This is a genomic window from Faecalicatena sp. Marseille-Q4148, assembly GCA_018228665.1.
Classification (GTDB): Bacteria; Bacillota; Clostridia; order Lachnospirales; family Lachnospiraceae; genus UBA9414.
Window position 1 is genome coordinate 416806 of the sequence record CP073692.1, and the last position, 22519, is coordinate 439324.

22 protein-coding genes and 1 riboswitch are annotated in these 22519 nt (G+C 39.3%); of the genes, 19 read left to right on the forward strand and 3 right to left on the reverse strand.

The annotated features are described in order from the left end of the window. Nucleotides 1-8 precede the first annotated feature (8 nt). Entirely contained in the window at nucleotides 9-914 is a 906-nt protein-coding gene (locus KFE17_02010; GenBank protein QUO32550.1) for a deoxyribonuclease IV, read from the reverse strand. Further along, nucleotides 911-1585 (reverse strand): flavin reductase, encoded by a 675-nt coding sequence (locus tag KFE17_02015; protein ID QUO32551.1) that lies wholly within the window; start codon nucleotides 1583-1585, stop codon nucleotides 911-913. Before KFE17_02015 ends, KFE17_02010 begins: the two co-directional genes overlap by 4 nt. A 224-nt stretch (nucleotides 1586-1809) precedes the next feature. Between KFE17_02015 and argS the strand changes: the two genes are divergently transcribed. Further along, a complete protein-coding gene (gene argS / locus KFE17_02020; protein ID QUO32552.1) occupies nucleotides 1810-3576 on the forward strand; it encodes an arginine--tRNA ligase in 1767 nt (588 codons plus the stop codon). A 55-nt stretch (nucleotides 3577-3631) separates the two neighbouring features. Beyond that, a complete protein-coding gene (locus KFE17_02025; GenBank protein ID QUO32553.1) occupies nucleotides 3632-4888 on the forward strand; it encodes a hypothetical protein in 1257 nt (418 codons plus the stop codon). A 61-nt stretch (nucleotides 4889-4949) separates the two neighbouring features. Here KFE17_02025 and thiT read toward each other — a convergent pair whose 3' ends face one another. Beyond that, nucleotides 4950-5504 (reverse strand): energy-coupled thiamine transporter ThiT, encoded by a 555-nt coding sequence (gene thiT / locus KFE17_02030; GenBank protein QUO32554.1) that lies wholly within the window; start codon nucleotides 5502-5504, stop codon nucleotides 4950-4952. Further along, nucleotides 5498-5596: riboswitch (TPP riboswitch) on the reverse strand. Its footprint overlaps the gene before it by 7 nt. Nucleotides 5597-5744: 148 nt before the next feature. On the opposite strand from thiT, the gene KFE17_02035 reads away from it, so the two are divergent. From KFE17_02035 to KFE17_02115, 17 genes are all read left to right on the forward strand, one after another. Next, complete coding sequence (locus KFE17_02035; GenBank protein QUO32555.1) at nucleotides 5745-6635, forward strand: CPBP family intramembrane metalloprotease; 891 nt, start codon at nucleotides 5745-5747, stop codon at nucleotides 6633-6635. Nucleotides 6636-6783: 148 nt separating this feature from the next. After that, a complete protein-coding gene (locus tag KFE17_02040) occupies nucleotides 6784-7902 on the forward strand; it encodes a C40 family peptidase (protein ID QUO32556.1) in 1119 nt (372 codons plus the stop codon). 282 nt (nucleotides 7903-8184) lie between these two features. Beyond that, on the forward strand, nucleotides 8185-9330 hold the full coding sequence (locus tag KFE17_02045; GenBank protein ID QUO32557.1) for a C40 family peptidase: 1146 nt from the start codon (nucleotides 8185-8187) through the stop codon (nucleotides 9328-9330). 273 nt (nucleotides 9331-9603) lie between these two features. Next, a complete protein-coding gene (rpsB, locus tag KFE17_02050) occupies nucleotides 9604-10368 on the forward strand; it encodes a 30S ribosomal protein S2 (protein ID QUO32558.1) in 765 nt (254 codons plus the stop codon). 28 nt (nucleotides 10369-10396) lie between these two features. After that, entirely contained in the window at nucleotides 10397-11317 is a 921-nt protein-coding gene (locus KFE17_02055) for an elongation factor Ts (GenBank protein ID QUO32559.1), read from the forward strand. A gap of 140 nt (nucleotides 11318-11457) precedes the next feature. Next, nucleotides 11458-11799, forward strand: coding sequence for an arsenate reductase family protein (locus tag KFE17_02060; protein QUO32560.1), 342 nt, complete (start codon nucleotides 11458-11460; stop codon nucleotides 11797-11799). 224 nt (nucleotides 11800-12023) lie between these two features. Continuing rightward, nucleotides 12024-12272, forward strand: coding sequence for a type II toxin-antitoxin system prevent-host-death family antitoxin (locus KFE17_02065; protein ID QUO32561.1), 249 nt, complete (start codon nucleotides 12024-12026; stop codon nucleotides 12270-12272). Nucleotides 12273-12275: 3 nt separating this feature from the next. Next, nucleotides 12276-12575, forward strand: coding sequence for a type II toxin-antitoxin system RelE/ParE family toxin (locus tag KFE17_02070; protein ID QUO32562.1), 300 nt, complete (start codon nucleotides 12276-12278; stop codon nucleotides 12573-12575). 121 nt (nucleotides 12576-12696) lie between these two features. Then, nucleotides 12697-13161, forward strand: coding sequence for a thioredoxin-dependent thiol peroxidase (gene bcp, locus KFE17_02075; protein ID QUO32563.1), 465 nt, complete (start codon nucleotides 12697-12699; stop codon nucleotides 13159-13161). Between the two features lie 243 nt (nucleotides 13162-13404). Next, a complete protein-coding gene (locus KFE17_02080) occupies nucleotides 13405-14715 on the forward strand; it encodes an HlyC/CorC family transporter (GenBank protein ID QUO32564.1) in 1311 nt (436 codons plus the stop codon). Between the two features lie 295 nt (nucleotides 14716-15010). Continuing rightward, nucleotides 15011-15826 (forward strand): carbon-nitrogen hydrolase family protein, encoded by an 816-nt coding sequence (locus tag KFE17_02085; GenBank protein QUO32565.1) that lies wholly within the window; start codon nucleotides 15011-15013, stop codon nucleotides 15824-15826. Nucleotides 15827-15852: 26 nt separating this feature from the next. After that, a complete protein-coding gene (locus KFE17_02090; GenBank protein ID QUO32566.1) occupies nucleotides 15853-16785 on the forward strand; it encodes a DUF1177 domain-containing protein in 933 nt (310 codons plus the stop codon). Nucleotides 16786-16827: 42 nt separating this feature from the next. Beyond that, the gene (locus KFE17_02095; protein QUO32567.1) at nucleotides 16828-18465 is read left to right on the forward strand and encodes an ABC transporter substrate-binding protein; all 1638 of its coding nucleotides are present in this window, start codon (nucleotides 16828-16830) and stop codon (nucleotides 18463-18465) included. 121 nt (nucleotides 18466-18586) lie between these two features. Beyond that, the gene (locus KFE17_02100) at nucleotides 18587-19549 is read left to right on the forward strand and encodes an ABC transporter permease (protein ID QUO32568.1); all 963 of its coding nucleotides are present in this window, start codon (nucleotides 18587-18589) and stop codon (nucleotides 19547-19549) included. Continuing rightward, nucleotides 19549-20454: an ABC transporter permease gene (locus tag KFE17_02105; protein ID QUO32569.1), complete on the forward strand. Its 906-nt coding sequence runs from the start codon at nucleotides 19549-19551 to the stop codon at nucleotides 20452-20454. The genes KFE17_02100 and KFE17_02105 overlap by 1 nt, the downstream gene beginning before the upstream one ends. Before the next feature lie 17 nt (nucleotides 20455-20471). After that, nucleotides 20472-21482 (forward strand): ABC transporter ATP-binding protein, encoded by a 1011-nt coding sequence (locus tag KFE17_02110; GenBank protein QUO32570.1) that lies wholly within the window; start codon nucleotides 20472-20474, stop codon nucleotides 21480-21482. Beyond that, a complete protein-coding gene (locus tag KFE17_02115; GenBank protein ID QUO32571.1) occupies nucleotides 21482-22477 on the forward strand; it encodes a dipeptide ABC transporter ATP-binding protein in 996 nt (331 codons plus the stop codon). The genes KFE17_02110 and KFE17_02115 overlap by 1 nt, the downstream gene beginning before the upstream one ends. The last annotated feature ends 42 nt before the right edge of the window (nucleotides 22478-22519 follow it).

Below are 22519 nucleotides of genomic sequence, written 5' to 3' on the forward strand. Positions count from 1 at the left end.
GCGAAGCATTATGCTTCGTGAGCTTTGATGATCTCTTCCGGAAGTTCCGGATGAAATGTGTTATTTCGCAGCATTTCAATTTCGTAACGGTAAGGTGCATAAGATTTTTTGGAAAGGGTTGGAGAAGGAATGTATGGTGTTTCAAGAATTTTCGGAATAGATTCAAAATCCTTGTGGTGAACAATGTAAGAAAGAGCATCAAATCCGATCTCACCGAATCCAAGATTGGCATGTCTGTCTTTGTGTGCACCTGGAATGTTTTTGCTGTCGTTGATATGAAAAACAGCTATCTGCTCTTTTCCGAGAATTCGGTCAAAAGTATCTATTACACCGTCAAAATCATGGATGATATCATAACCGCTGTCGCTTGTGTGACATGTGTCGAAGCAGACGCGAAGCTTGTCCTGACAAATTACACCATCGTAAATGCGTGCCAGTTCTTCAAATGTCTGTCCGAGTTCAGAGCCTTTTCCTGCCATTGTCTCAAGGGCGATCTGCACAGGGGTATCAGGGGTTAAGACTTCGTTCAATCCTTTGATGACCTGAGCGATACCGGCATCTGTTCCCGCACCCACATGTGAACCGGGATGCAGAATGAGGATATTACTTCGGCAGGCAGCGGTGCGTTCAATTTCTTTCTGCAAAAATTCTACGGCGAGTGAAAATGTCTCCGGTTTTACACTGTTGCCAAGATTGATAATGTAGGGAGCATGAACAACAATCTGAGAAATGCCGTGAGCGTTCATATAGTTCCATGCTTCCTCAATGCGCAGCTCTTCAATACTTTTGCGTTTTGTATTCTGAGGGGCGCCTGTGTAAAACATAAAAGTATCTGCACCGTAAGAAACAGCTTCTTTTGCAGAACCAAGCAGCATCTCTTTGCCGCTCATACCAACATGCGAACCTAAAATCATAATGTGACCTCCTGCAGTTTGAATTTATCTTTCGGCTGCTTACAGAGCGGGCAGACAAAATCATCCGGGAGTTCTTCGAAAGGAGTCTCTCTGTCATAGATGTAACCACAGACAGAACATACCCATTTAGAAGCAGATATGTTTTCTGTTGGGGCAGAAGCTGCTGATTCTTCTTCCGGGATATAAGTTGGAGCGGTTTTAGGGCTCTTTCCTTTAATAACATTGTGATAGTAAGCGTAAGTCATGGCCGGAGCAGAAAGAAGTACATCTCCGTCAATGACTTCGCCGAGAAATACGGTGTGGGAAGAGGTTTCCATTTTATTAATGACTTTGCAGACAATGTATCCGCAGCTGTCAGTGATGATCGGAACCCCTGATTTCATCTCGAAAGAAACCGTATCGAACTTATTTACCTCTCTGCCGGACTGAAAACCGAAATGTCCGATCAGAGATGGCGCGGATGTTTCAGAAAGAATAGAAACTGCAAACAGACCGGATGCATCAATACAATGGTTCGTATAGTTGTCGTGATTGATGCTGACAGCAATCGTTGCCGGTGATGAAGTAATCTGCATTGCACTGTTGGCGGTGCATCCGGTCGGACGTTTACCGTCCATAGTGCTAACAATATAGACACCGTAAGAAAGGGTTCTTAATACTTTAGAATTCATATGAATGCCTCCTTAAAATAGTAATTATTACTGATATTTTCTTGATATTAAAGTATCATTTTTGCGGAAAAAAAGCAAGGAAAAATTAAAAAGAAAGAAATATCAAAATGGAAAGGTTAAAATAGTAGTTGTTGCAGTTGAAAGCTTGTGATAGAATGTGATAAGTAATATGCATAAAATCTCACAAAATATAAAATAGAAAATCAAGAGAAAGGGAGAATGAGATGAAAAAAATATCTGAAATCATTGCAGGAGAATTAGAAAATGCTTTTGAGCAGGCAGGTTATGACAGAAGTTTTGGAAAAGTAACCTTATCTAATCGGCCTGACTTGTGTGAATATCAATGTAATGGCGCGATGGCGGGGGCAAAGACTTATAAGAAAGCTCCGATCATGATTGCAAATGATGTGAAGGAAAAGCTTGTTGGCAGTAAGTGCTTTGCAGAAGTTGATGCAGTAAATCCAGGATTTATTAACTTAAAACTGGCTCCGGAATTTGTTTCTTCTTATTTGAAAGAGATGGATCAGGATGAAAAACTTGGAATGGAAACAGCAGAACATCCAAAGAAGATCATTGTGGACTACGGCGGAGCGAATGTGGCGAAACCTCTTCATGTGGGACATTTACGTTCAGCGGTTATTGGTGAGAGTGTCAAACGTATTGCAAAATTCGCAGGACATGAAGTGATTGGTGACACACACCTTGGCGATTGGGGATATCAGATGGGGCTGATCATTACAGAAATGAAGAAACGCCATCCGGAGCTTCCTTATTTTGATGAGGAATTTCAGGGAGAATATCCGACAGAAGCTCCATTTACGATCAGTGAATTGGAAGAAATCTATCCATATGCAAGTGGGTTTGCAAAAGAGCATGAGGATTACAGAGAAGAAGCGCTGCAGGCAACTTTCCTTCTTCAAAACGGAAGACCGGGCTATCGGGCTCTTTGGAAGCATATTATGAATGTATCTATCGAGGATCTGAAGAAGAATTATTATAATCTGGATGTAACATTTGAGTGGTGGAAAGGCGAGTCAGATGCCCAGGAATATATTGCACCAATGGTAGAGAAGATGAAAGCAGACGGATTTGCACACTATGATGAAGGTGCGCTTGTTGTAGATGTGAAAGAAGAGACAGATACAAAAGAGATCCCGCCATGTATGATTCTGAAATCAGATGGAGCAGCACTCTATGACACAACAGATCTTGCAACACTTGTGGAGAGAGAAAAACTTGTAGCACCGGATGAAGTGATCTATGTAGTTGATAAGCGACAGGAACTGCATTTTGTACAGGTATTCCGCTGTGCAAAGAAAACAGGAATTGTACGGGACGAAGTAGAATTAAAATTCCTTGGTTTTGGTACGATGAACGGAAAAGACGGAAAACCGTTTAAAACAAGAGAAGGCGGCGTAATGCGTCTTGAAAATCTGATCAATGAGATTAATGAAGAAATGTATAAAAAGATTGTAGAAAACCGTACTGTTTCAGAAGATGAGGGAAGAAAGACAGCTCAGATCGTAGGATTATCTGCGCTGAAATACGGAGATCTTTCCAATCAGGCATCAAAAGATTATGTATTTGATATTGATCGGTTTACATCTTTTGAGGGGAATACAGGACCGTATATTCTCTACACAATTGTTCGTATTAAGTCTATTATGAATAAATATGCAGAAAGCGGAAATAGCCTGGAAGGCTGTGAACTTCTGGCGCCGGCAAATCCAAGTGAGAAAGCTTTAATGCTTGAAGTTTCTAAGTTTAATGAAGTAATTGAAAATGCATACAAAGATACAGCGCCACATAAAATCTGTGCATATATTTATGATCTTGCAAATGCATTTAACCGTTTCTACCATGAGACAAAGATTCTCTCAGAAGAGGAGACAACACGTCGGGAAAGCTATATTGCACTTTTGAAACTGACAAGAAAAGTACTGGAAACATGTATTGATCTGTTGGGATTTGAAGCACCGGAGCGGATGTAGTCAAGCCAGCGACAGATGTCAGAAAGATCAGATCAAAAGATCAGGAGGCAGAACAGTGACGAAAAAATTATTTTACGAGGACAGTTTCCGGCAGGAGTTTGATGCTGTGGTAACAGAATGCAAAGAGCAAGAAGGAACGTATTTGATTGTACTTGATCAGACTGTTTTCTTTCCGGAGGGCGGTGGTCAGAGTGCAGATACAGGAATGCTCTGGTGCACATCTGGTCAGAATGACCAGAAGACAGTAACGGAAAGTATGTGCAGCCGGGAAGAAGAGGCGGTACATATTACGGATGTGCAAGAGAAAAATGGACAGATTTATCATAAAGGAGATCGGCCGCTGGAGGTAGGAAGTAACGTACATGGGAAGATTGACTGGACGGATCGGTTTTCCAAAATGCAGCAGCATACAGGAGAACATATTGTATCCGGGCTGGTAAACAGTATTTATGGCTATCATAACGTGGGCTTTCATCTTGCGAAAGACTATGTCACACTGGACTTTGACGGCGCTCTGACAAAGAAACAGCTTCGGGAAGTGGAACAAAAAGCAAATGGAGCAATTGCAGAAAATATCCCGGTGGAAGTTGCTTATCCGAGTCATGAGGAATTGAAGACAATTGCTTATCGAAGTAAAATTGAGATTGAAGGTCAAGTAAGGATTGTTACCATTCCGGGGTATGATGTATGCGCCTGCTGTGCACCGCACGTGAAACAGACGGGGCAGATCGGTATGATTAAATTCGTCGGGATGCAGAATTATAAAGGCGGTGTCCGGATCACAATGCAGTGTGGTTTTCGCGCGTTGGAGGACTATAATCGAAAAGAAGCACTTGTGCAGAAGATTTCCACTTCTCTTTCTGTAAAAGAAGATGAGGCAGCAGATGCAGTAGAGCGCTTGAAAGAAGAGATTTACCGCCTGACAAATGAAAAAGCGGCACTGATGAGTCAGATTCTTTCCTACAAAGCAGAAAATCAAAATCCAGTCGGACGGGTGCTGATTGTTCTTGAAGAGGAGCTTGACGGAGCGCAGATGAGGGAATATGTAAATCTGTTGATGGAGAAAGAAGTGGATACTTGTATTCTTCTGAATGGAGATGGACAGGCAGAGTGTCGGGAGTTTAAATATGTAGCAGCAAGCAAGACAGAAGATGCCAGAAAGATTGCAAAGTGGCTGAATGACCGGTGTCACGGAAGAGGAGGCGGAAAACCTAATATGGTGCAGGGAGCGCTTCAGACAGAGCGTCGGGAAATCGAACAGCTGATTGAAGAAATAAAAACGCAGGCAGAACTTAGAGCCTGTAACGTTTAAGAATTATTGAGAAAAACAAAACCGGAAGATTCCTTTGGAGTCCTCCGGTTTTTTCGTGAAATTAAATTGCTTTTAACTTTGTGATTGCCTGCCGAACAGGAGGCAGTGTGAGAAGGATAATAGTAATAATCGCTTCAAGTCCTAAGTAAGAACCGTTATAAATGATAGAATATACAAGAGGGTGCATACTTTCTGGCGCTGCGGAAGCAAAAAAGACAACTCCGGACAGCACTGCAAAGAAATAACGTCCGAATACAGAAGCGATATAGCCCAGGATCAGGCCCCGCTTTTGATTACGGAAAAATCCGGAACATCCAAGAGCTCCGAAAGCAAAAAAGTAATCAATGACAACCTGCGGGATGCTAAGGATATAAGGTTCTAAAATAAATTGAAGAATTCCGTGAGCGATACCGGTAAGAATTCCGGCTTTTGGACCGAACCAATAGCCAATCAAAGAAATGAACAGCATACTGCAAAGGGTAACAGATCCGCCCATGGGTAATTTAAATACCTTGATATAAGAGGCGACTGTGGCTAATGCAATAGCCATTGCTGAAAATACAAGTTTTTTAGTTGTGCTGTAAGATACGACAGCAGTTTTTGATGTCTGATTCATAAAATCTCCTTCCTTTCGCCAGCATTATCTGGATCAAGTAATGAGGGTTCACATAAAATGTGTCTCAGCGAAATGCTCCCCTAGTTACTATATCTATTTTACGGACTTAATCATAGTTGCATTGATCGTAAAAGTCAAGAAAGAATTCATAAATAATCCGGATTTACAGTTGAAACTTTGGAGAAAGAGAAGTAGAATAAATAATAGTTTGGCAAAAAATGAAGAATGTGAGGAAATTTTATGCAGAAAAAAGGCTGTTTTGGACAGTTCTGGTATATGCTTGGCCCGATAATTATTCAAAATATTGTGGCTTTAGCAGTTTCAATGGCGGCAAGTACTGCGGTGCTTCTGCTGAATTTTGATGAATACATGAAAGTGATTATGAGTGCAGATCAGCAGGCGGTCATGGAATATGTGATGGAGCAGACGAATGAAGTGCTGGCTCACTCTGCTCATTTAGCCCTTGTAACGGCACTGTGTACGATTCCGATTATGTGGATTTTGTTTCACAGAGATGAAAAGAAGAGAAAACAAATGACAGCAGTTGGGCAGATGAGTTCTCAAAAAGTGAAGTGGACGAAATTTCTGATTATTATACCATTTGCAGCGGCAGTCGGGCTTGTGCTGAATAATATTTCGCTGCTTGCAGATCTGGCGATTGTCTCGGAAGCTTATGCGGAAACATCAGTAAAGCAGTATGCAATTCCACTGATCGGTCAGTTGATCGGTTATGGACTGATCACACCGCTTAGTGAGGAATTGATTTTCCGTGGACTGATCTATAAAAGACTAAGAGATGATTTTTCTTTTAAAAATGCAATGTTTACATCTGCAATTTTGTTCGGATTTTTCCACGGAAATATGATACAGATGCTTTATGCTTTTGGAATGGGATTGCTTCTGGCGTATTTGTATGAAAAATATCATTCGCTGGCAGCGCCTGTGTTAGCACATGGCATGGTAAATATTGTTTCAGTGCTTCTGACAGAAGCGGGAGGGTTTACCTGGATGTTTGAAAATCCGTTGCGGATCAGTCTGGTCTCCATCCTCTGTGCAGCAGCAGCTTCTGGAATTTATGTAAAATTTTTTATGAATGATCAAAAAGATGAAAAGGTTTCAGAAGAGAAGTAATCTGCTCATTACCATGATGTCTGGGAAAGAAATAGTAACATAAAATAATAGAAATGTTACAAAAATATTAAAAAGTATTGCTTTTTTGAAAAGAATGTAATATACTAGCGCAAGAGATAAAATTTAGAATATAGGAAATGGTGAATCTATGAATAAATTTGGAAAAGCAATTCTTGCATCTGTACTTGCGGCATCTTTGGCAGTAACACCGGTATTTGCAGCACCGGATGTGGAAGGGATCAGACAGTCAAAAGAAGCGTCAGAAAGCGCACTGGAAAGTTTAAAGAATGATCTGGCAAAAACAATTGAAAATATCAATGAACTGGAAGGCCAGTTGGTAGAAACGGGTGAGAAGATCGCACAGGCTGAGGTAGATCTGGCGGCGGCTCAGGAAAAAGAAGATGAGCAGTATGAAGCGATGAAGCTCCGGATTCGTTATATGTATGAAGAGGGCAATACTTCTTTCCTGACGGGACTTCTGGAATCCAAAAGTATTTCGGAAGTATTAAATAAAGCAGAATATATTCAGAATGTACATCAGTATGACAGACAGAAGCTGGAAGAGTATGTGGATACCAAAAAACAGGTTGAAACATTGAAAGCAGAGCTTGAACAGCAGCAGGCTGAATTGATGGCAAAGCAGGCAGAATTTGAACAGGAAAAAGCCAGCATCAGCACAATGGTAGAAGAAAAGCGGGCAGAAGTTGCAGAGCTCGATGAACAGCTTCAGGCAGCAATTGTGCAGGCAGCGGCAGAAGAAGCTGCAAGAAGAGCAGCTGAGGAAGCAGCAAGAGCAGAAGCGAATCAATCTGTTTCTAATAATAACAATCATCATAGCAACAGTAACACACCGTCAGACCAGACAAATAATAATACTTCATCAGGGAACAATAATGTTTCAGGTGGCAGCACTTCACAGGGAGGAAGCGGTGATACAAGCGTTGCACAGGCGATTGTAAATGCAGCCTATTCACAGCTTGGAGTGCCATATGTATGGGGAGGAACAACTCCGGGTTCCGGACTTGATTGCTCTGGCCTGACACAGTACGCGCACCGGGTGGCAGGAATTTCCATTCCTAGAACGTCAGGACCTCAGGGTTCCGGTGGAAAAGCGGTATCGAATCCACTTCCGGGAGACATCGTATGCTATTCCGGACATGTTGGAATTTATATCGGCGGCGGTCAGATGATCCACGCACCACAGCCGGGCGATGTCGTAAAAGTTGCAAATGTATACGGTTCCCCATGGTATCGCAGATATTGGTAGAATTTATATGATAGAAACTATCGGATAAAGAGAAACACTCTGAATCCGGTAGTTTTTTTGTTGAACGTAAAATAAAAAATGGCAGTAAAATGTGAAACAATTGTTAACAAATAAGAGATATTATTGCAAAAATATTTCTTGAGATTTATAATAATCAATAGTAACGGTACGAAAAATATGTTTCCAGGACTAAAAGCAGATAGTTGCAAAACGATGACAAATGTTGTATTCTGTCATCATATATGTGGGGACATATAAATTTGATAAGAGGAAGGGTGAGCTATGAAGAAATTTAGCAGAATGCTCATGGCATCTATCGTAGCAGGATCGCTGATCGCAGCGCCGGTATATGCATCGGACATTGACGCCATTGAAACACAGAAGAAAGAAGCAGAAAATGCAGTCAACAGTCTTCAGAAAGAATTGGAGACGGCGCTTGGACAGATCAGCCAGCTGGAGACGGATATGGTAGTCAAAGCAGATGAGATTGCTCAGGCGAATATTGATCTGGAAGCAGCACAGGTGAAAGAAGCTGAACAGTATGAAGCGATGAAATATCGGATTCGCTATATGTATGAAGACGGCGGTGTTGCAGCGATTGAGAAGATTTTTACTTCCGGATCGATTTCGGAGATGCTGAATCAGGCGGAATATATCCAGAAGATACATAGCTACGACAGAAAAATGCTTGATGAATATGTGCAGACTAAAAATGATATTGCCAATCTGAAAGCACAGCTTGAGCAGGAGCAGAAGAACATGCAGGAACTGGATGCACAGCTGACTGCAAAGAGTGATCAGTTATCCCAGACGATCTCCAGTAAGCAGGCAGAAGTGGCGAATCTGGATGAGCAGCTTCAGGCAGCAATTATTGCAGAAGAGCAGCGCAAAGCTGAAGAAGCAAGAAAAGCAGCAGAAGAGGCAGCTAAGCAGCAACAGGCACAGAGTCAGCAGGACCAGCAGACAAACACGCCGTCAGGAGGAAATGGCACGAATATTGAGACGCCATCTGCACCGTCACAGCCATCTGCACCATCACAGCCGCAGGCTCCGTCAGCGCCAAGCGCACCGGAGACAGACAATAATAGTGGTGGAAATACAAGTGCTGCACAGACAATTGTAAATGCAGCTTACTCACAGCTTGGAGTTCCATATGTATGGGGAGGAACAACTCCGGGAGTCGGACTTGACTGTTCCGGACTGACAAGTTATTGTCATCGCGTAGCCGGAATTTCTATCCCGCGTACATCAAGTGAACAACTGGCCGGCGGAAGACGCGTTTCTAACCCGCAGCCGGGAGATATTTGCTGGACACCTGGTCATGTAGCAATTTATATTGGAAATGGCCAGATGATCGAGGCACCGGATATTGGACAGGTTGTCAAGATCAGCCGTGTGCGTGCATCAGTTTATGTGAGATATTGGTAAAAATTTAAGAACAATATTAAAAGAAGGAGCAGATCGAAAAGGTCTGTTCCTTTTAAGATTAGTTGAGTGGCAGAGATAGAAGAAGACCAATAGAAATGCGAGAGAAATAAGAAGAAAACCGGAAAATAGTACTTGCAATTCTAGTGATTTATATGCTATACTATTCAGGTCGTAGTAAACACATATGCGGGTGCATCAGAGGTGCCGGAACAACGCAGCCGGTCCTGACAGCGAAAACGTATATGGAAGAAAAACCAAATGGAGGATTTAAACATGAGCGTTATTTCAATGAAACAGTTATTAGAAGCAGGTGTTCATTTTGGACATCAGACAAGAAGATGGAACCCTAAAATGGCTCCGTACATTTACACAGAAAGAAATGGTATCTACATCATCGACTTACAGAAATCTGTAGGTAAAGTAGACGAAGCTTACAAAGCAATCGCAGATATCGCAGCTGAAGGCGGCACAATCCTGTTTGTAGGTACAAAGAAACAGGCTCAGGACGCAATCAAATCAGAAGCAGAGCGTTGCGGAATGTTCTATGTAAATGAGAGATGGTTAGGTGGAATGCTCACTAACTTCAAGACAATTCAGGGAAGAATCAACCGCTTAAAAGATATCGAGAGAATGGCAGAAGACGGAACATTTGATGTATTACCTAAGAAAGAAGTTATCGAAATCAAGAAAGAATGGGAAAAACTTGAGAAGAACTTAGGCGGAATCAAAGAAATGAAGAAGATCCCGGATGCTATTTTCATCGTTGACCCGAAGAAAGAAAGAATCTGTGTTCAGGAAGCTCACACACTTGGTATCCCGTTGATCGGTATTGCAGATACAAACTGTGATCCGGAAGAACTTGATTATGTAATTCCAGGTAACGACGATGCTATCAGAGCTGTTAAATTAATCGTTGCTAAGATGGCAGACGCTGTAATCGAAGCTAACCAGGGAGCAACTGGTGAAGAAGAAATCTTTGAAGAAGCTGCAGTAGAAGCAGAAGAAAAAGATATCGAAGAAGTAGCTGAAGAAGCGTAAGAACACATTTGACACGGAGGAATGAATCATGGCTATTACAGCAAGTATGGTAAAAGAATTAAGAGAAATGACAGGCGCAGGAATGATGGACTGCAAAAAAGCTCTTAACGAAACAAATGGTGATATGGATGCAGCTGTTGAGTTCTTAAGAAAGAACGGACAGGCAAAAGCTGAGAAAAAAGCTGGAAGAATTGCTGCTGAAGGTATCGTTAAAACAGTTGTAAAAGATGACAAAGTAGCTTCTATCGTTGAAGTTAACTCTGAGACAGACTTCGTTGCTAAGAATGCTGATTTCCAGGCATATGTAGAAGCAGTTGCAACACAGGCAGCTAGCACAAATGCAGCTGATATCGATGCATTCCTTGCAGAAGCATGGGCAGAAGATCCGTCTATGACTGTAGCAGAAGCTTTAAAAGCTAAAATCGCAGTTATTGGCGAGAACTTAAATATCAGAAGATTTGCTAAAGTTGAAACAGAAGGCTGTGTAGTTTCTTACATCCATGGCGGCGGAAGAATCGGTGTTCTTGTTGAAGCTGATACAGACGTTATCAATGAAGATGTAAAAGCTTGCTTAAGAAATGTTGCTATGCAGGTTGCAGCTATGAGCCCGAAATATGTTTCTCGTGACGAAGTAGGAGAAGAGTACTTAAATCACGAAAAAGAAATTTTACTTGCTCAGGCTAAAACAGAGAATCCGGAAAAACCGGAAAACATCATCGAAAAAATGATCATTGGTCGTCTGAACAAAGAATTAAAAGAAATCTGCTTATTAGATCAGGTTTATGTTCAGGATAGTGATTTAACAGTTGCTAAGTACGTTGATCAGGTTGCAAAAGCTAACAACGCTAAAATCACAGTTAAGAAATTCGTTCGTTTTGAGACAGGAGAAGGTCTTGAGAAGAAGAGCGAAGACTTTGCTGCTGAAGTAGCTGCTCAGATGGGAAACTAATCTGATTTTTGTATATCTTTAATAAGAACCCTTATAAATGGTGCGTATACGCTGTTTATAAGGGTTTTTCTGTAAATTCGAAAAGAGAAGTGGATTTCAGGATATTTTTATAAGATGAAAAAGCGGATAGAGAGGAACAGATGAATATACAAATTTTTGGAATGAAGAAATGTAATGATACAAAGAAAGCAGAGAGATTCTTCAAAGAGAGGGGAATTAAATTTCAGTTTATTGATATGAAAGAAAAAGGAATGAGCAAAGGAGAATTTAATTCTGTTGCACAGATAAATGGCGGTCTGGAGAATATGATCAACTGGCATGGAAAAGACCAAGATACACTTACGCTTATTAAATACATAGCAGAGGAAGATAAACTGGAAAAGATTTTGGAGAATCCACAGGTAATAAAAACCCCGGTAGTCCGAAATGGAAAGCAGTCTACACTGGGATATCATCCGGAAGTATGGAAAGAATGGAAATAAAACAAGAAGAATGATGCATGTATTTTCGGTATTTACAAAATTTTAAATAACCTAAATCATCAAGTGATAGAAGATGAAAATATAAGCGCTGTTGAAACTATAGAAGAAATTGATTGTATAGAAGATAATTAAGAGAAAAAAGCTGTAAAATTTCACGTTGAATTTTACAGCTTTTGGTGTATACTAATAGTAGATAAGAATATTGTTGAGAAGGGAGAATGCATATGCCCAATATTTTACCAGTATCAGATTTAAGAAATTACAATGAAGTTTTGAAGAACTGTCAGGCAGGGGAACCAGTTTTTCTTACTAAGAATGGAAGAGGAAGATTTGTAGTGCTTGATATTGAAGATTATGAAAGAGAACGGGAAGAAAAAAAACTTCTGATGAAGTTACAGGAAGCAGAAGAAGCTGTAAAAGATGGAGAAGGATGGTTAAGTCTGGATGAAGTTAAAGCGGCTATGGGGGAATAATCTATGAAGAAACTTCGGATTAACCCATTGGTTGTCAAGGATTTGAAAGAAATACGTGATTATATAGCAGATGACAATGTGGCGAAAGCGGCTGAGACAATCGAGAAGATTTATAACAAATTCGAAAATATTCAGATGTTTCCGGAGATGGGAGCAGAACTGTCCAAACGTGTAAGTTTCAGAATAGACTATAAATATGCGATCTGGAATGATTATGTAATTATATATAAGATTGGAAAAGAGTTTGTGGAGATTTATCGGGTAGTGAATCGATATCAGGATCTTACAAGAATATTTACATGATATTTGTGTATCTTCTGGATTGTTTAGATGTGATATAAAACTAAGAATTTTCAAATCATATGCAGTATAAAGATAATCGGGAATTATCTAAATATGTCAAATGAAGTAAAGGAGTAAAACAATGTTAGAGACAGGAATAAAAGCGCCGGAATTTTCACTTCCGGATCAAAATGGAGAAATGCACAGCTTAACAGACTATAGAGGGAAAAAGGTTATTTTATATTTCTATCCAAAAGATAATACACCTGGATGCACAAAGCAGGCATGTGGATACAGTGAGCGTTCTCAGCAGTTTGAGGAAAAGGAAATTGTAGTAATTGGAATTAGCAAGGACAGTGTTGCATCCCACAAGAGATTTGAGGAAAAACAGGGATTAACGTTTACGATTCTTTCAGATACGGAGTTGGAAGCAATAAAGGCATATGATGTATGGAAAGAAAAGAAAAATTACGGAAAAGTATCAATGGGAGTTGTCAGAACAACGTATGTCATTGATGAAGAAGGAATGATTGTTTATGCCAACGACAAAGTAAAGGCAGCAGATGATCCGGAAAAAATGCTTGAATATCTTATTAGTGAAAATTAAAAAAGATAGTGATACAATTATTGACTGATAAAGCGGGATTTGCTATAATACATAGCACTAAGAATTTTAGGAGGTAAAATTAGCATAATGGACGATAGCGACAGTAACGCTGACCCGAATCAAGAAAATAATTTAAATGAATGATATAGATCAAGGCATGGTTCCTGCAAGTTTTAATGCAGGAGTCATGTCTTGTGTTGTTTATTTAAAAATATTTAATTGAGAAAGGAGTTAGTAATAGTTATGGACAATACTTTAATTTTTTTATTATTGCTGCAGGTAATATTGATTGCGCTGAATGCTGTATTTGCAAGTGCGGAGATAGCAGTGCTTTCAATGAATGAAATGAAACTGGAACGAATGGCAGAACAAGGAGACCAACGTGCAAAAAGATTGTTTCGATTGGTGAAAGAACCTGCAAGATTTCTTGCTACAATTCAGGTTGCAATTACACTTTCAGGATTTTTGGGAAGTGCATTTGCAGCAGATAATTTTTCAGAGCCGCTGGTAGATTGGATTTTGTCATTAGGAGTAAAGATTCCGCGAACAACGCTGGACGCCTGTTCGGTCATCGTAATTACGTTGATTTTGTCGTACTTCACATTGGTTTTTGGAGAATTAGTTCCGAAGCGAATTGCTATGAAAAGATCAGAACAATTGGCTCTTGGTATATCAGGTTTGGTAAGTGGCATTTCAGTCATATTTAAGCCGCTGGTTTCTTTTTTATCGATTTCAACAAATTTTGTATTACGCTTATGTGGGATTGATCCCAATGAGGAAGAAGAACAGGTAAGCGAGGAAGAAATCAGAATGTTAGTGGATGTGGGGAGTGAAAAGGGAGCAATTGCACATCAGGAAAAAGAATTTATTCAAAATGTTTTTGAGTTTAATGACACGATGATTGAAAACATTGCTACACATCGAACAGATGTTGTGATGCTTTGGATGGAGGATGATATAGATTCCTGGAAAGAAACAATTCATAACAGCCGCCACACACGTTTTCCAATCTGCGAGGGATCGCCGGATCATGTAATTGGTGTGCTGAATACGAAAGAATATTTTCGTACAGCAGATAAAAGTCGGGAAAATATTTTAAAAACTGCAGTTCATGCTCCGTATTTTGTGTTGGAAACAACGCGGGCGGACGTTGTATTTAAAAATATGAAACTAACAAAACATTCGATGGCGATTGTGATTGATGAGTATGGCGGTATGACCGGGATTGTAACCTTGTCTGATCTGATAGAAGAACTGGTGGGAGATTTAAGCGATGAGTTTTCGGATGATAAAGGCAGTGAACCGGAAGTGAAAAAGGTCAATGATGGGACATGGAGGATTCGCGGTAATATTGAATTGAGCGTTTTGGAAGAGACGCTGGGGCAGAAACTGGTCTCATCAGAGTTCGATACACTTACAGGTCTTGTATTTGATGAACTTGGTATGATTCCGGAAGATGGTGAGCGGGATATTGAAATTGAGATTCAAAATCTTCAGATCCAGATAAAATGTATTAAAGATCATCAGATAGAAGAGGCGATAATCAAAATGTAGGATTAAATACAGAAAATAAAATATTAAAGAGCGTGAGAGATAAAGTCTCCCATGGAAATAGTATATTTATACTTTCCGTGGGAGATTTTTTTCTTGAATTTTTAATGAGTGAATATAAAAAAGGCTGCAAGTATTATATTAATCTATTAGAGTGATAAAACTATTGTGCAAGTTGCACATCAAATATTTATCCATGCACAAAAATTATACAAATGGCACAAAGTACTTTACGATATTAAAGAGCTAGAGTATACTTGTTTCAAGGAATAAAAATACAATCAAAGGAGGAAGTAAAATGGAAGGTCAGTTAAAAGTATCTGCTGTTCAGGTTACGGTTGTACAAAATGATATCGAAGCTAATATGGCAAATGTTGAAAAAATGGCGATGACAGTTGCAGAAAATGAAAAAGATGTTGACTTAATTCTTTTTCATGAAGCATGTTTGGAGAGTGGTACTCCTCTTCAAGAGTTTGATCAGGAACAATCGGATAAAGTTCACGAATTTTGGAAGAGCATTGCAGCAAAAACAGGAACAAATATTTTAGCAGGACGTTTAGAACGGAAAGAAGACGGTGTGCATAATAAAGCTACGGTGTATGCACCGGATGGACGTATTCTTGCAGATTATTCAAAAATTCATTTGTTTAATAGTGAAAGAGATACACTTGTGCCAGGCAAAGACTTAGTGATGTTTGAATTGAACGGAATCAAAATCGGAATTATGATTTGCGCAGATTTCGGATTTCCAGAACTTTCGAGAGCTTATGCTGTAAATGGATGTCATATGTTGGCAGTAACAAGTAGCTGGGCATATCCGGATGATGATTTATGGGTAATTTGTAATCAAGCTCGTTCTTCAGAAAATGGAATCTATTGTGTATCCTGTGACCGTGTAGGACCAGCAGGAAATGGTTGTATCAAAGTTGGTCGCTCAATGGTATGTAATCCGGATGGGCTGATTATAGCAAATTTGTGGGAAAAAACTGATACCTATTATGTACAGACAATCTATAAAGAAGAGGTAGAAAAACGTCATAAAACAATGAAATGGCTTGAATGGCTTCGCCCGGATTTATATACAGATTGGTTGAAAACATATAAATGGGAGTAATCGTTGTCTAAAGGAGAAAAATAACTATGTTAATGCGTCAGGTTTTAGATGTATATGAACTGTTGGATAGAGCAGATGCATCAGGGGCTTTAATGGAAGGATATATGAGAAGTCTCGGTGCCGAGGATGTGGAAGTAACAACAATTGAAGGACCTAAAGGTACAACAGATATGATTCGGATTACGATTCCGGGAACAAAAGGTAAAACAGTAGGAGGCGATGCACCTACGTTAGGAGTTCTTGGAAGACTTGGAGGACTTGGAGCAAGACCGGAGCAGATTGGATTTGTGTCAGATGGTGATGGAGCGTTAGTTGCTCTTGCAGTTGCAGCCAAATTGCTTGATATGAAGAAAAAAGGTGACGATTTGGAAGGCGATGTTGTATGTTGTACTCATATTTGTCCAGATGCACCAACAAGTCCTCATAAACCAGTTCCTTTTATGGGATCGCCGGTAGATATGGCAACAGTGAATCAGCATGAAGTAAATGGAAGTTTGGATGCGATTCTTTCTGTTGATACAACAAAGGGAAATCGAATTATTAATACGAGAGGATTTGCTATTTCTCCGACAGTAAAAGATGGTTATATTTTGAGAGTTAGCGAAGATTTGTTAGACATTATGCAGATGACGACAGGAAAACTTCCACATGTTTTTGCACTTTCAACTCAAGATATTACACCTTATGGAAATGAACTTTTCCATCTTAATAGCATTCTTCAACCAGCAACAGCAACAGATGCTCCGGTAGTGGGAGTTGCTATTACTACAGAGGTACCAGTTGCCGGTTGTGCGACGGGAGCAACACATGCTGCAGATTTAGAAGAAGCTGCAAGGTTTGTTTTAGAAACAGCCAAAGCTTACGGACGTGGAGTTTGCCAATTTTATAATAAAGAGGAATTTGATAAGATTGTTTCAAAATATGGAGAAATGAAACATATTCAAACACTCGGAAAATAGAGGAATGAAATAATGAACATATATTTTTAAGGAGGGAATTATATGAAAAAGAGAAACAAATTAGTTGTCCTGTTATTAACTTGTTGCATGACTGTTTCGATGCTAGCAGGATGTGGAAAGAAAACTAATGATCAAAATTCATCTGAACCAGCGAAACAGGAAGAGCAAAAAGAAGCGACTGAGCAAAAAGAAGTTAGTGAAGAAGAAAAATTTGGTGGAACATTAAAGATTGCGATGGCAGCTGTTGCAAGTAATATTGACCCGGTAAAATTTACAGGTTTCTATGAAGGGCAGATTATTGAGAATATTGCAGATACACTGGTAGTTTACAGTGATGATTTATCTGAGTTTGAAGGAAGTCTTGCTACAAGTTGGGAATCAAATGAAGCGGGAGATGAATTTACTTTTAAGCTTCGTGATGACGTATATTTTCATCCGGGAAAATATCAGGATGGACGTAAAATGACAGCAGAAGACGTAAAATATTCATTGGAACGCTCTCATAATGAATCGGCTTTAGCCAGACTGGCAATGTTAGATCACTGTGAGGTTATTGATGAGTATACTGTAAAATGTGTACTTCAGACACCAGATGCATCGTTCCTCCCAGCACTTACTAACAGTGGAAATGTTATTGTTCCGAAAGAAGAAGTTGAAGGTTGGGGAGACGAGTTTGGAGCACACTTTGTAGGAACAGGTCCGTTTATGATGGATGAATGGAAAACAGATGAAGGCGTAAATTTTGTTAAATTCGATAAATACTGGGGTGGAGATGTTTATCTTGATGGATTGAATTTTGTATATATTACAGAAGTAAACCAGAGAGTGAATGCTCTGAAAAATGGTGATGTTGATATTGCTTGTGATCTCGCAGGAGAAGGAATCGAAGATATTAAAGCAGATGACAATCTTGTAATGAGCCAGGAGCCTGGTATGGGAGTAAACTACATTTATTTTAATATGGCAAATGGTCCGACAGCTGATATTAGAGTTCGTAAAGCTCTACAAATGGCAGTAGATCGTGAAGCTATGGTTGCAGCTCTTTATCAGTATGGAGAATGTCAGCCGGCATACCTTCCGTTACCGCCAGCTTCTTGGGGATATGATGAATCATTAGAAGATATCATTCCAGAGTATGATGTAGAAGGTGCAAAAAAATTACTTGCGGAAGCAGGATATCCTGATGGATTTGAGTTGGATTACTATACAGGTGATTCAGCTACATCGAAAAAAATAGGTGAAATTTTCCAGCAATTTTGTGCTCAGGTTGGTGTGACAATTAATATTCATCAGGCAGCATGGGGAACTTTTAGTGAGATTGGAGCTTCAGGTAATGCAGATATTATTGCTATGAGTTGGACTTGGTTCCCAGATCCATATTTTTACTTAGATAAAATGTTCCATGAAGAATCTCTTGGTACGTTAGGTAATGGTCAGCAGTTTAATATTCCTGAAGTAAATGAGCTTTTAGATAAAGCAGTTACAATCTCAGATCAAGAAGAAAGAGCAAAAATTTATAAGGAAGCGTTAAAGCTTATTGTTGAACAATATCCTCAGATCGACTATTGTGTAGCAAATATCAATACAGGTATGAGCAAAAAAGTACAGAATTATGTTGTTCGTCCTGATAAAACAATTGAAATAGCAGGTGACGGACATAACGTATGGTTAGCAAAATAATATATTGATATATTATGACAAGGAGTGCCGCACTCGTGGCACTCCTAATTTTAAAATATGTGTCTATAAGAAATGGAAAGAGTGATTATCTTTCCAGATGAAGGGAAAGGAGAACAACAGTATGTTAAAGATGATCTTAAAGCGTATCTTACAATTAATCCCAGTACTGTTGATTACAATGAGTATAACGTTTGTTATCACTCGGGTTCTTCCGGGAAATCCTGCGGTTTCGATTCTTGGACCACAGGCAACTGCAGAAGATATTGCCAAGATGGAAGAAGAAATGGGATTAAATGATCCGCTTCCAGTTCAATATATTAATTATATGAAAGGAATCCTAATGGGGGATTTAGGAACTTCTTATCGGTATAATCGTCCAGTAGCAGATTTGATTTTAGAGAAACTTCCTAACACATTACAAATAGCAGCAGCGAGTCTTATTATTGCTTTACTAATAGGGGTTCCGGTAGGGATAATATCGGCGGTAAAACAGTATTCAGCATTTGACTATATTTCCATGATAGCAGCATTAATAGGTGTATCTATGCCCGCGTTTTGGTTAGGATTAATGCTTGTATTAATATTCAGTGTAAATCTCGGATGGTTTCCAACAATGGGAATGGGAAATCTTGCAAATGGAATCGGAGATGTAATATCACATCTGTTTTTACCGTCGCTTTGTCTTTCCTTTGGAAGTATGGCTAACTTTGCGAGAATCAGTCGTTCTAGTATGCTGGAAGTGATTGATCAAGATTATATGAAAGCTGTTCGAGCAAAAGGAATTCGTGAAGGTGTTGTTATTATCAAACATGGATTGAAAAATGCGCTTCCGCCAATTGTAACGGTACTTGGTATGCGTATATCAGCTCTGATGACAGGAGCCATTATGATAGAAACAATCTTTTCATGGCCAGGAATCGGACGATTGATTGTCGATGCAATTAATAATAATGATTTTGAAATGATTCAGGGAACCGTTTTATTTATGGCAATTTTATATGTTACAGTAAACCTGATTGTAGATATTGTATATCTGTATATTAATCCGAAAGTAAGCTATGAATCCGAAAGGAGGGCAGGCTAATGGGAGCAAAAGAAGTAACAAAAGGTTTGAGTGAAGCCAGCCAGCAGGAGATGCTTCTGAAAGAAAGGAAAGCAAATAGTGCGTGGAGGAAACTTTGTAGAAATAAGTCTGCTATGTTTGGTTTGGTACTGGTAGTATTTGTAACAGTAGTTTCTATTTTAGGTCCGTTTTTATATAATGTTGACCCAGCGGCAATGGATTTTTTAAAAGTCAACGCAAAACCAGGTACACCGGGGCTGCCTTTAGGTGCAGATAATCTCGGTCGAGATATGTTAGCAAGATTGATTCACGGTGGAAGAGTTTCTTTAGTTGTTGCTGTAGGCGGTATGGCCGTAGGAGCTGTTATTGGCATTTTGGCTGGTCTTATATCAGGATATGCAGGAGGAAAAGTGGATGCAGTTATTATGCGTATTATGGATGGTATGTCTGCATTTCCATTTACATTATTAGCATTAATGTTAATGACTGCTCTTGGTGCCGGAATGGAAAATGTAATTCTTTCCATTGGTATTGCAAGCGTACCGGGATATGCCAGAATGGCAAGAGGTCAGGTTCTGGTTGTAAAAAATGAAGAATATATCAAAGCTGTTAAAGCGTTTGGGGCAAGTAATAGCAGAGTATTGTTTAAGCATTTGCTTCCAAATATTGTATCTTCATTAATTGTGTATGCTACATTGAATGTTGCAGGTGCAATTCTTACAGAAGCATCACTTAGCTTCCTCGGAATGGGTATTACACCACCAGATGTATCTTGGGGATCTATTTTGAAAGATGGGCAAGATGTTATGAGAAGTGCAAGTCATATTGCAACATACTCTGGTTTTGCAATTTTAATTACAGTATTAGGATTTAACCTTTTGGGTGATGGAATTCGCGATGTATTAGATCCTAAGATGAAAAAATAGAGGAAAGGAGAAACGCTATGAGTAATGAACCATTATTAAAAGTGGAAAATTTGAAAACACATTTTAATACGGCTACTGGGATTGCTAAAGCAGTAGACGGTGTTACTTTTTCATTAGAATATGGACAGACGCTAGGAATCGTAGGAGAATCTGGCTGCGGAAAAAGTGTAACTTCTTCTTCTATTATGCGTCTGCTGCCAAAGAATGGTCACATTGTTGACGGTAAAATTATGTTTGAAGGGAAAGATTTGGCAAAACTGAGTCAAAAAGAAATGCTTCAGATTCGTGGAAATGACATTTCAATGATTTTTCAGGATCCAATGACTGCTCTTGATCCAGTTTATACAATTGGATCGCAGATTATGGAAGTAATTAATGCACATCAGAAACTATCAAAAGCAGAAGCAAAACAATATGCGATAAAAGTTTTAAAAATGGTTGGAATTCCAGAAGCAGAAAAACGTTTGAAATCTTATCCGCATGAATTTTCTGGTGGTATGAGACAAAGAGTTATTATTGCTATGGCGATAGCATGTAATCCTAAGCTTATCATTGCAGATGAACCAACTACAGCTTTAGATGTAACTGTACAGGCACAAGTTCTTGGGTTAATGAAAGATATTCAGAAGGAGTCAAATTCTTCTATTATTCTTGTTACACATAATTTAGGTGTTGTATGGAAAATGTGTGATACAGTCATGGTTATGTATGCAGGAAAAACGGTAGAGTATGCAGATGCTAAGACATTGTATGCAGATGCTCGTCATCCATACACATGGGGATTGTTAAAATCTATGCCGAAAGTAACGGATGATCCGAATGTACCATTAACTTCAATTCCGGGAACTCCTCCAGATTTGAAATTAACAGGAGGAAGTTGCAATTTCCATAATCGTTGCAAGTATTGTCAAGAAATATGTAAAACAAAATGTCCGGAGATGAGAGAAGTAGAACCTGGACATTTTGTATCCTGTCATTTTACAAAAGAAGAGTTAGAAAAGATAGAACAGACGGGGGGTAAAGAGTAATGCCAGAAAATAAAAATGATATTATTCTGCAAGTCGATCATTTGACGAAAACATTCCAAGTGAAAAGTTCTAAACTTTTTGAAAAGCCATCTGCTCTGAATGCAGTAAATGATGTTTCGTTTGAGGTAAAAAGAGGAGAAACAATTGGGATCATTGGAGAATCTGGTTGTGGAAAGTCTACGCTTGGGAAAACACTTTTGCGTTTGATTCCAGCAACGTCAGGAGATGTAATCTATAATGGGAAGTCCTTGATGAAACTGAATAAAAAAGAAATGAATGCACTCCGGAAGGAAATTAACATGGTGTTTCAGGATCCATATTCATCTCTTGATCCGCGTATGACAACAGGTGATTTGATTGAAGAGCCGATGATTATTCATAATATCGGAACGCCGGAAGAAAGAAAAAAGAGAGTGATTGAACTCTTGAAATTAGTTGGACTTGATTATTATCATTCAATTCGCTATCCACATGAGTTTTCCGGAGGACAGAGACAGCGTATTAATATTGCAAGGGCATTGGCAATGGATGTAAAATTATTGGTATGTGATGAACCGGTTTCGGCTCTTGATGTTTCTGTTCAGGCACAAGTTCTTAATCTGCTAAAAGAATTAAAAGATTCTTTGGGGTTAACATATATTTTTATATCACATGATTTAAGTGTTGTAAAATATATTAGTGACAGAATTATTATTATGTATTTAGGCAGAATTATGGAAATGGGAAATGCTGATGAGATTTATAAGAATCCGGCACATCCATATACAAAAGCACTCTTTTCTGCAATTCCGCCGACAAGCCCGTTTGAAGAAAAAGAAGCAATTGAATTAACAGGTGAGATTCCAAGTCCGCTAAATATGCCGCCTGGATGTCCGTTTGGGAATCGCTGTCCATATTGTACCGAGGAGTGCAAAAAAGCGATTCCAGAATTAAAAGAAATGGGAAATGGACACAAAGTCGCCTGTATTCGATATCAGCGAGGAGAAATAGAGTAAATGAAACTGGTGCAGGAAGATTGTTCTTGCACCAGTTTTAAA

Coding starts and splice junctions, on each gene's coding strand:
- KFE17_02085 (QUO32565.1), top strand. CDS start 15,011: ATGGAAGGTCAGTTAAAAGTATCTGCTGTTCAGGTTACGGTTGTACAA.
- KFE17_02045 (QUO32557.1), top strand. CDS start 8,185: ATGAAGAAATTTAGCAGAATGCTCATGGCATCTATCGTAGCAGGATCG.
- KFE17_02110 (QUO32570.1), top strand. CDS start 20,472: ATGAGTAATGAACCATTATTAAAAGTGGAAAATTTGAAAACACATTTT.
- KFE17_02065 (QUO32561.1), top strand. CDS start 12,024: ATGCCCAATATTTTACCAGTATCAGATTTAAGAAATTACAATGAAGTT.
- KFE17_02095 (QUO32567.1), top strand. CDS start 16,828: ATGAAAAAGAGAAACAAATTAGTTGTCCTGTTATTAACTTGTTGCATG.
- KFE17_02105 (QUO32569.1), top strand. CDS start 19,549: ATGGGAGCAAAAGAAGTAACAAAAGGTTTGAGTGAAGCCAGCCAGCAG.
- KFE17_02060 (QUO32560.1), top strand. CDS start 11,458: ATGAATATACAAATTTTTGGAATGAAGAAATGTAATGATACAAAGAAA.
- KFE17_02040 (QUO32556.1), top strand. CDS start 6,784: ATGAATAAATTTGGAAAAGCAATTCTTGCATCTGTACTTGCGGCATCT.
- rpsB (QUO32558.1), top strand. CDS start 9,604: ATGAGCGTTATTTCAATGAAACAGTTATTAGAAGCAGGTGTTCATTTT.
- KFE17_02100 (QUO32568.1), top strand. CDS start 18,587: ATGTTAAAGATGATCTTAAAGCGTATCTTACAATTAATCCCAGTACTG.
- KFE17_02115 (QUO32571.1), top strand. CDS start 21,482: ATGCCAGAAAATAAAAATGATATTATTCTGCAAGTCGATCATTTGACG.
- thiT (QUO32554.1), bottom strand. CDS start 5,504: ATGAATCAGACATCAAAAACTGCTGTCGTATCTTACAGCACAACTAAA.
- KFE17_02055 (QUO32559.1), top strand. CDS start 10,397: ATGGCTATTACAGCAAGTATGGTAAAAGAATTAAGAGAAATGACAGGC.
- KFE17_02015 (QUO32551.1), bottom strand. CDS start 1,585: ATGAATTCTAAAGTATTAAGAACCCTTTCTTACGGTGTCTATATTGTT.
- KFE17_02035 (QUO32555.1), top strand. CDS start 5,745: ATGCAGAAAAAAGGCTGTTTTGGACAGTTCTGGTATATGCTTGGCCCG.
- KFE17_02010 (QUO32550.1), bottom strand. CDS start 914: ATGATTTTAGGTTCGCATGTTGGTATGAGCGGCAAAGAGATGCTGCTT.
- KFE17_02080 (QUO32564.1), top strand. CDS start 13,405: ATGGACAATACTTTAATTTTTTTATTATTGCTGCAGGTAATATTGATT.
- bcp (QUO32563.1), top strand. CDS start 12,697: ATGTTAGAGACAGGAATAAAAGCGCCGGAATTTTCACTTCCGGATCAA.
- KFE17_02090 (QUO32566.1), top strand. CDS start 15,853: ATGTTAATGCGTCAGGTTTTAGATGTATATGAACTGTTGGATAGAGCA.
- argS (QUO32552.1), top strand. CDS start 1,810: ATGAAAAAAATATCTGAAATCATTGCAGGAGAATTAGAAAATGCTTTT.
- KFE17_02070 (QUO32562.1), top strand. CDS start 12,276: ATGAAGAAACTTCGGATTAACCCATTGGTTGTCAAGGATTTGAAAGAA.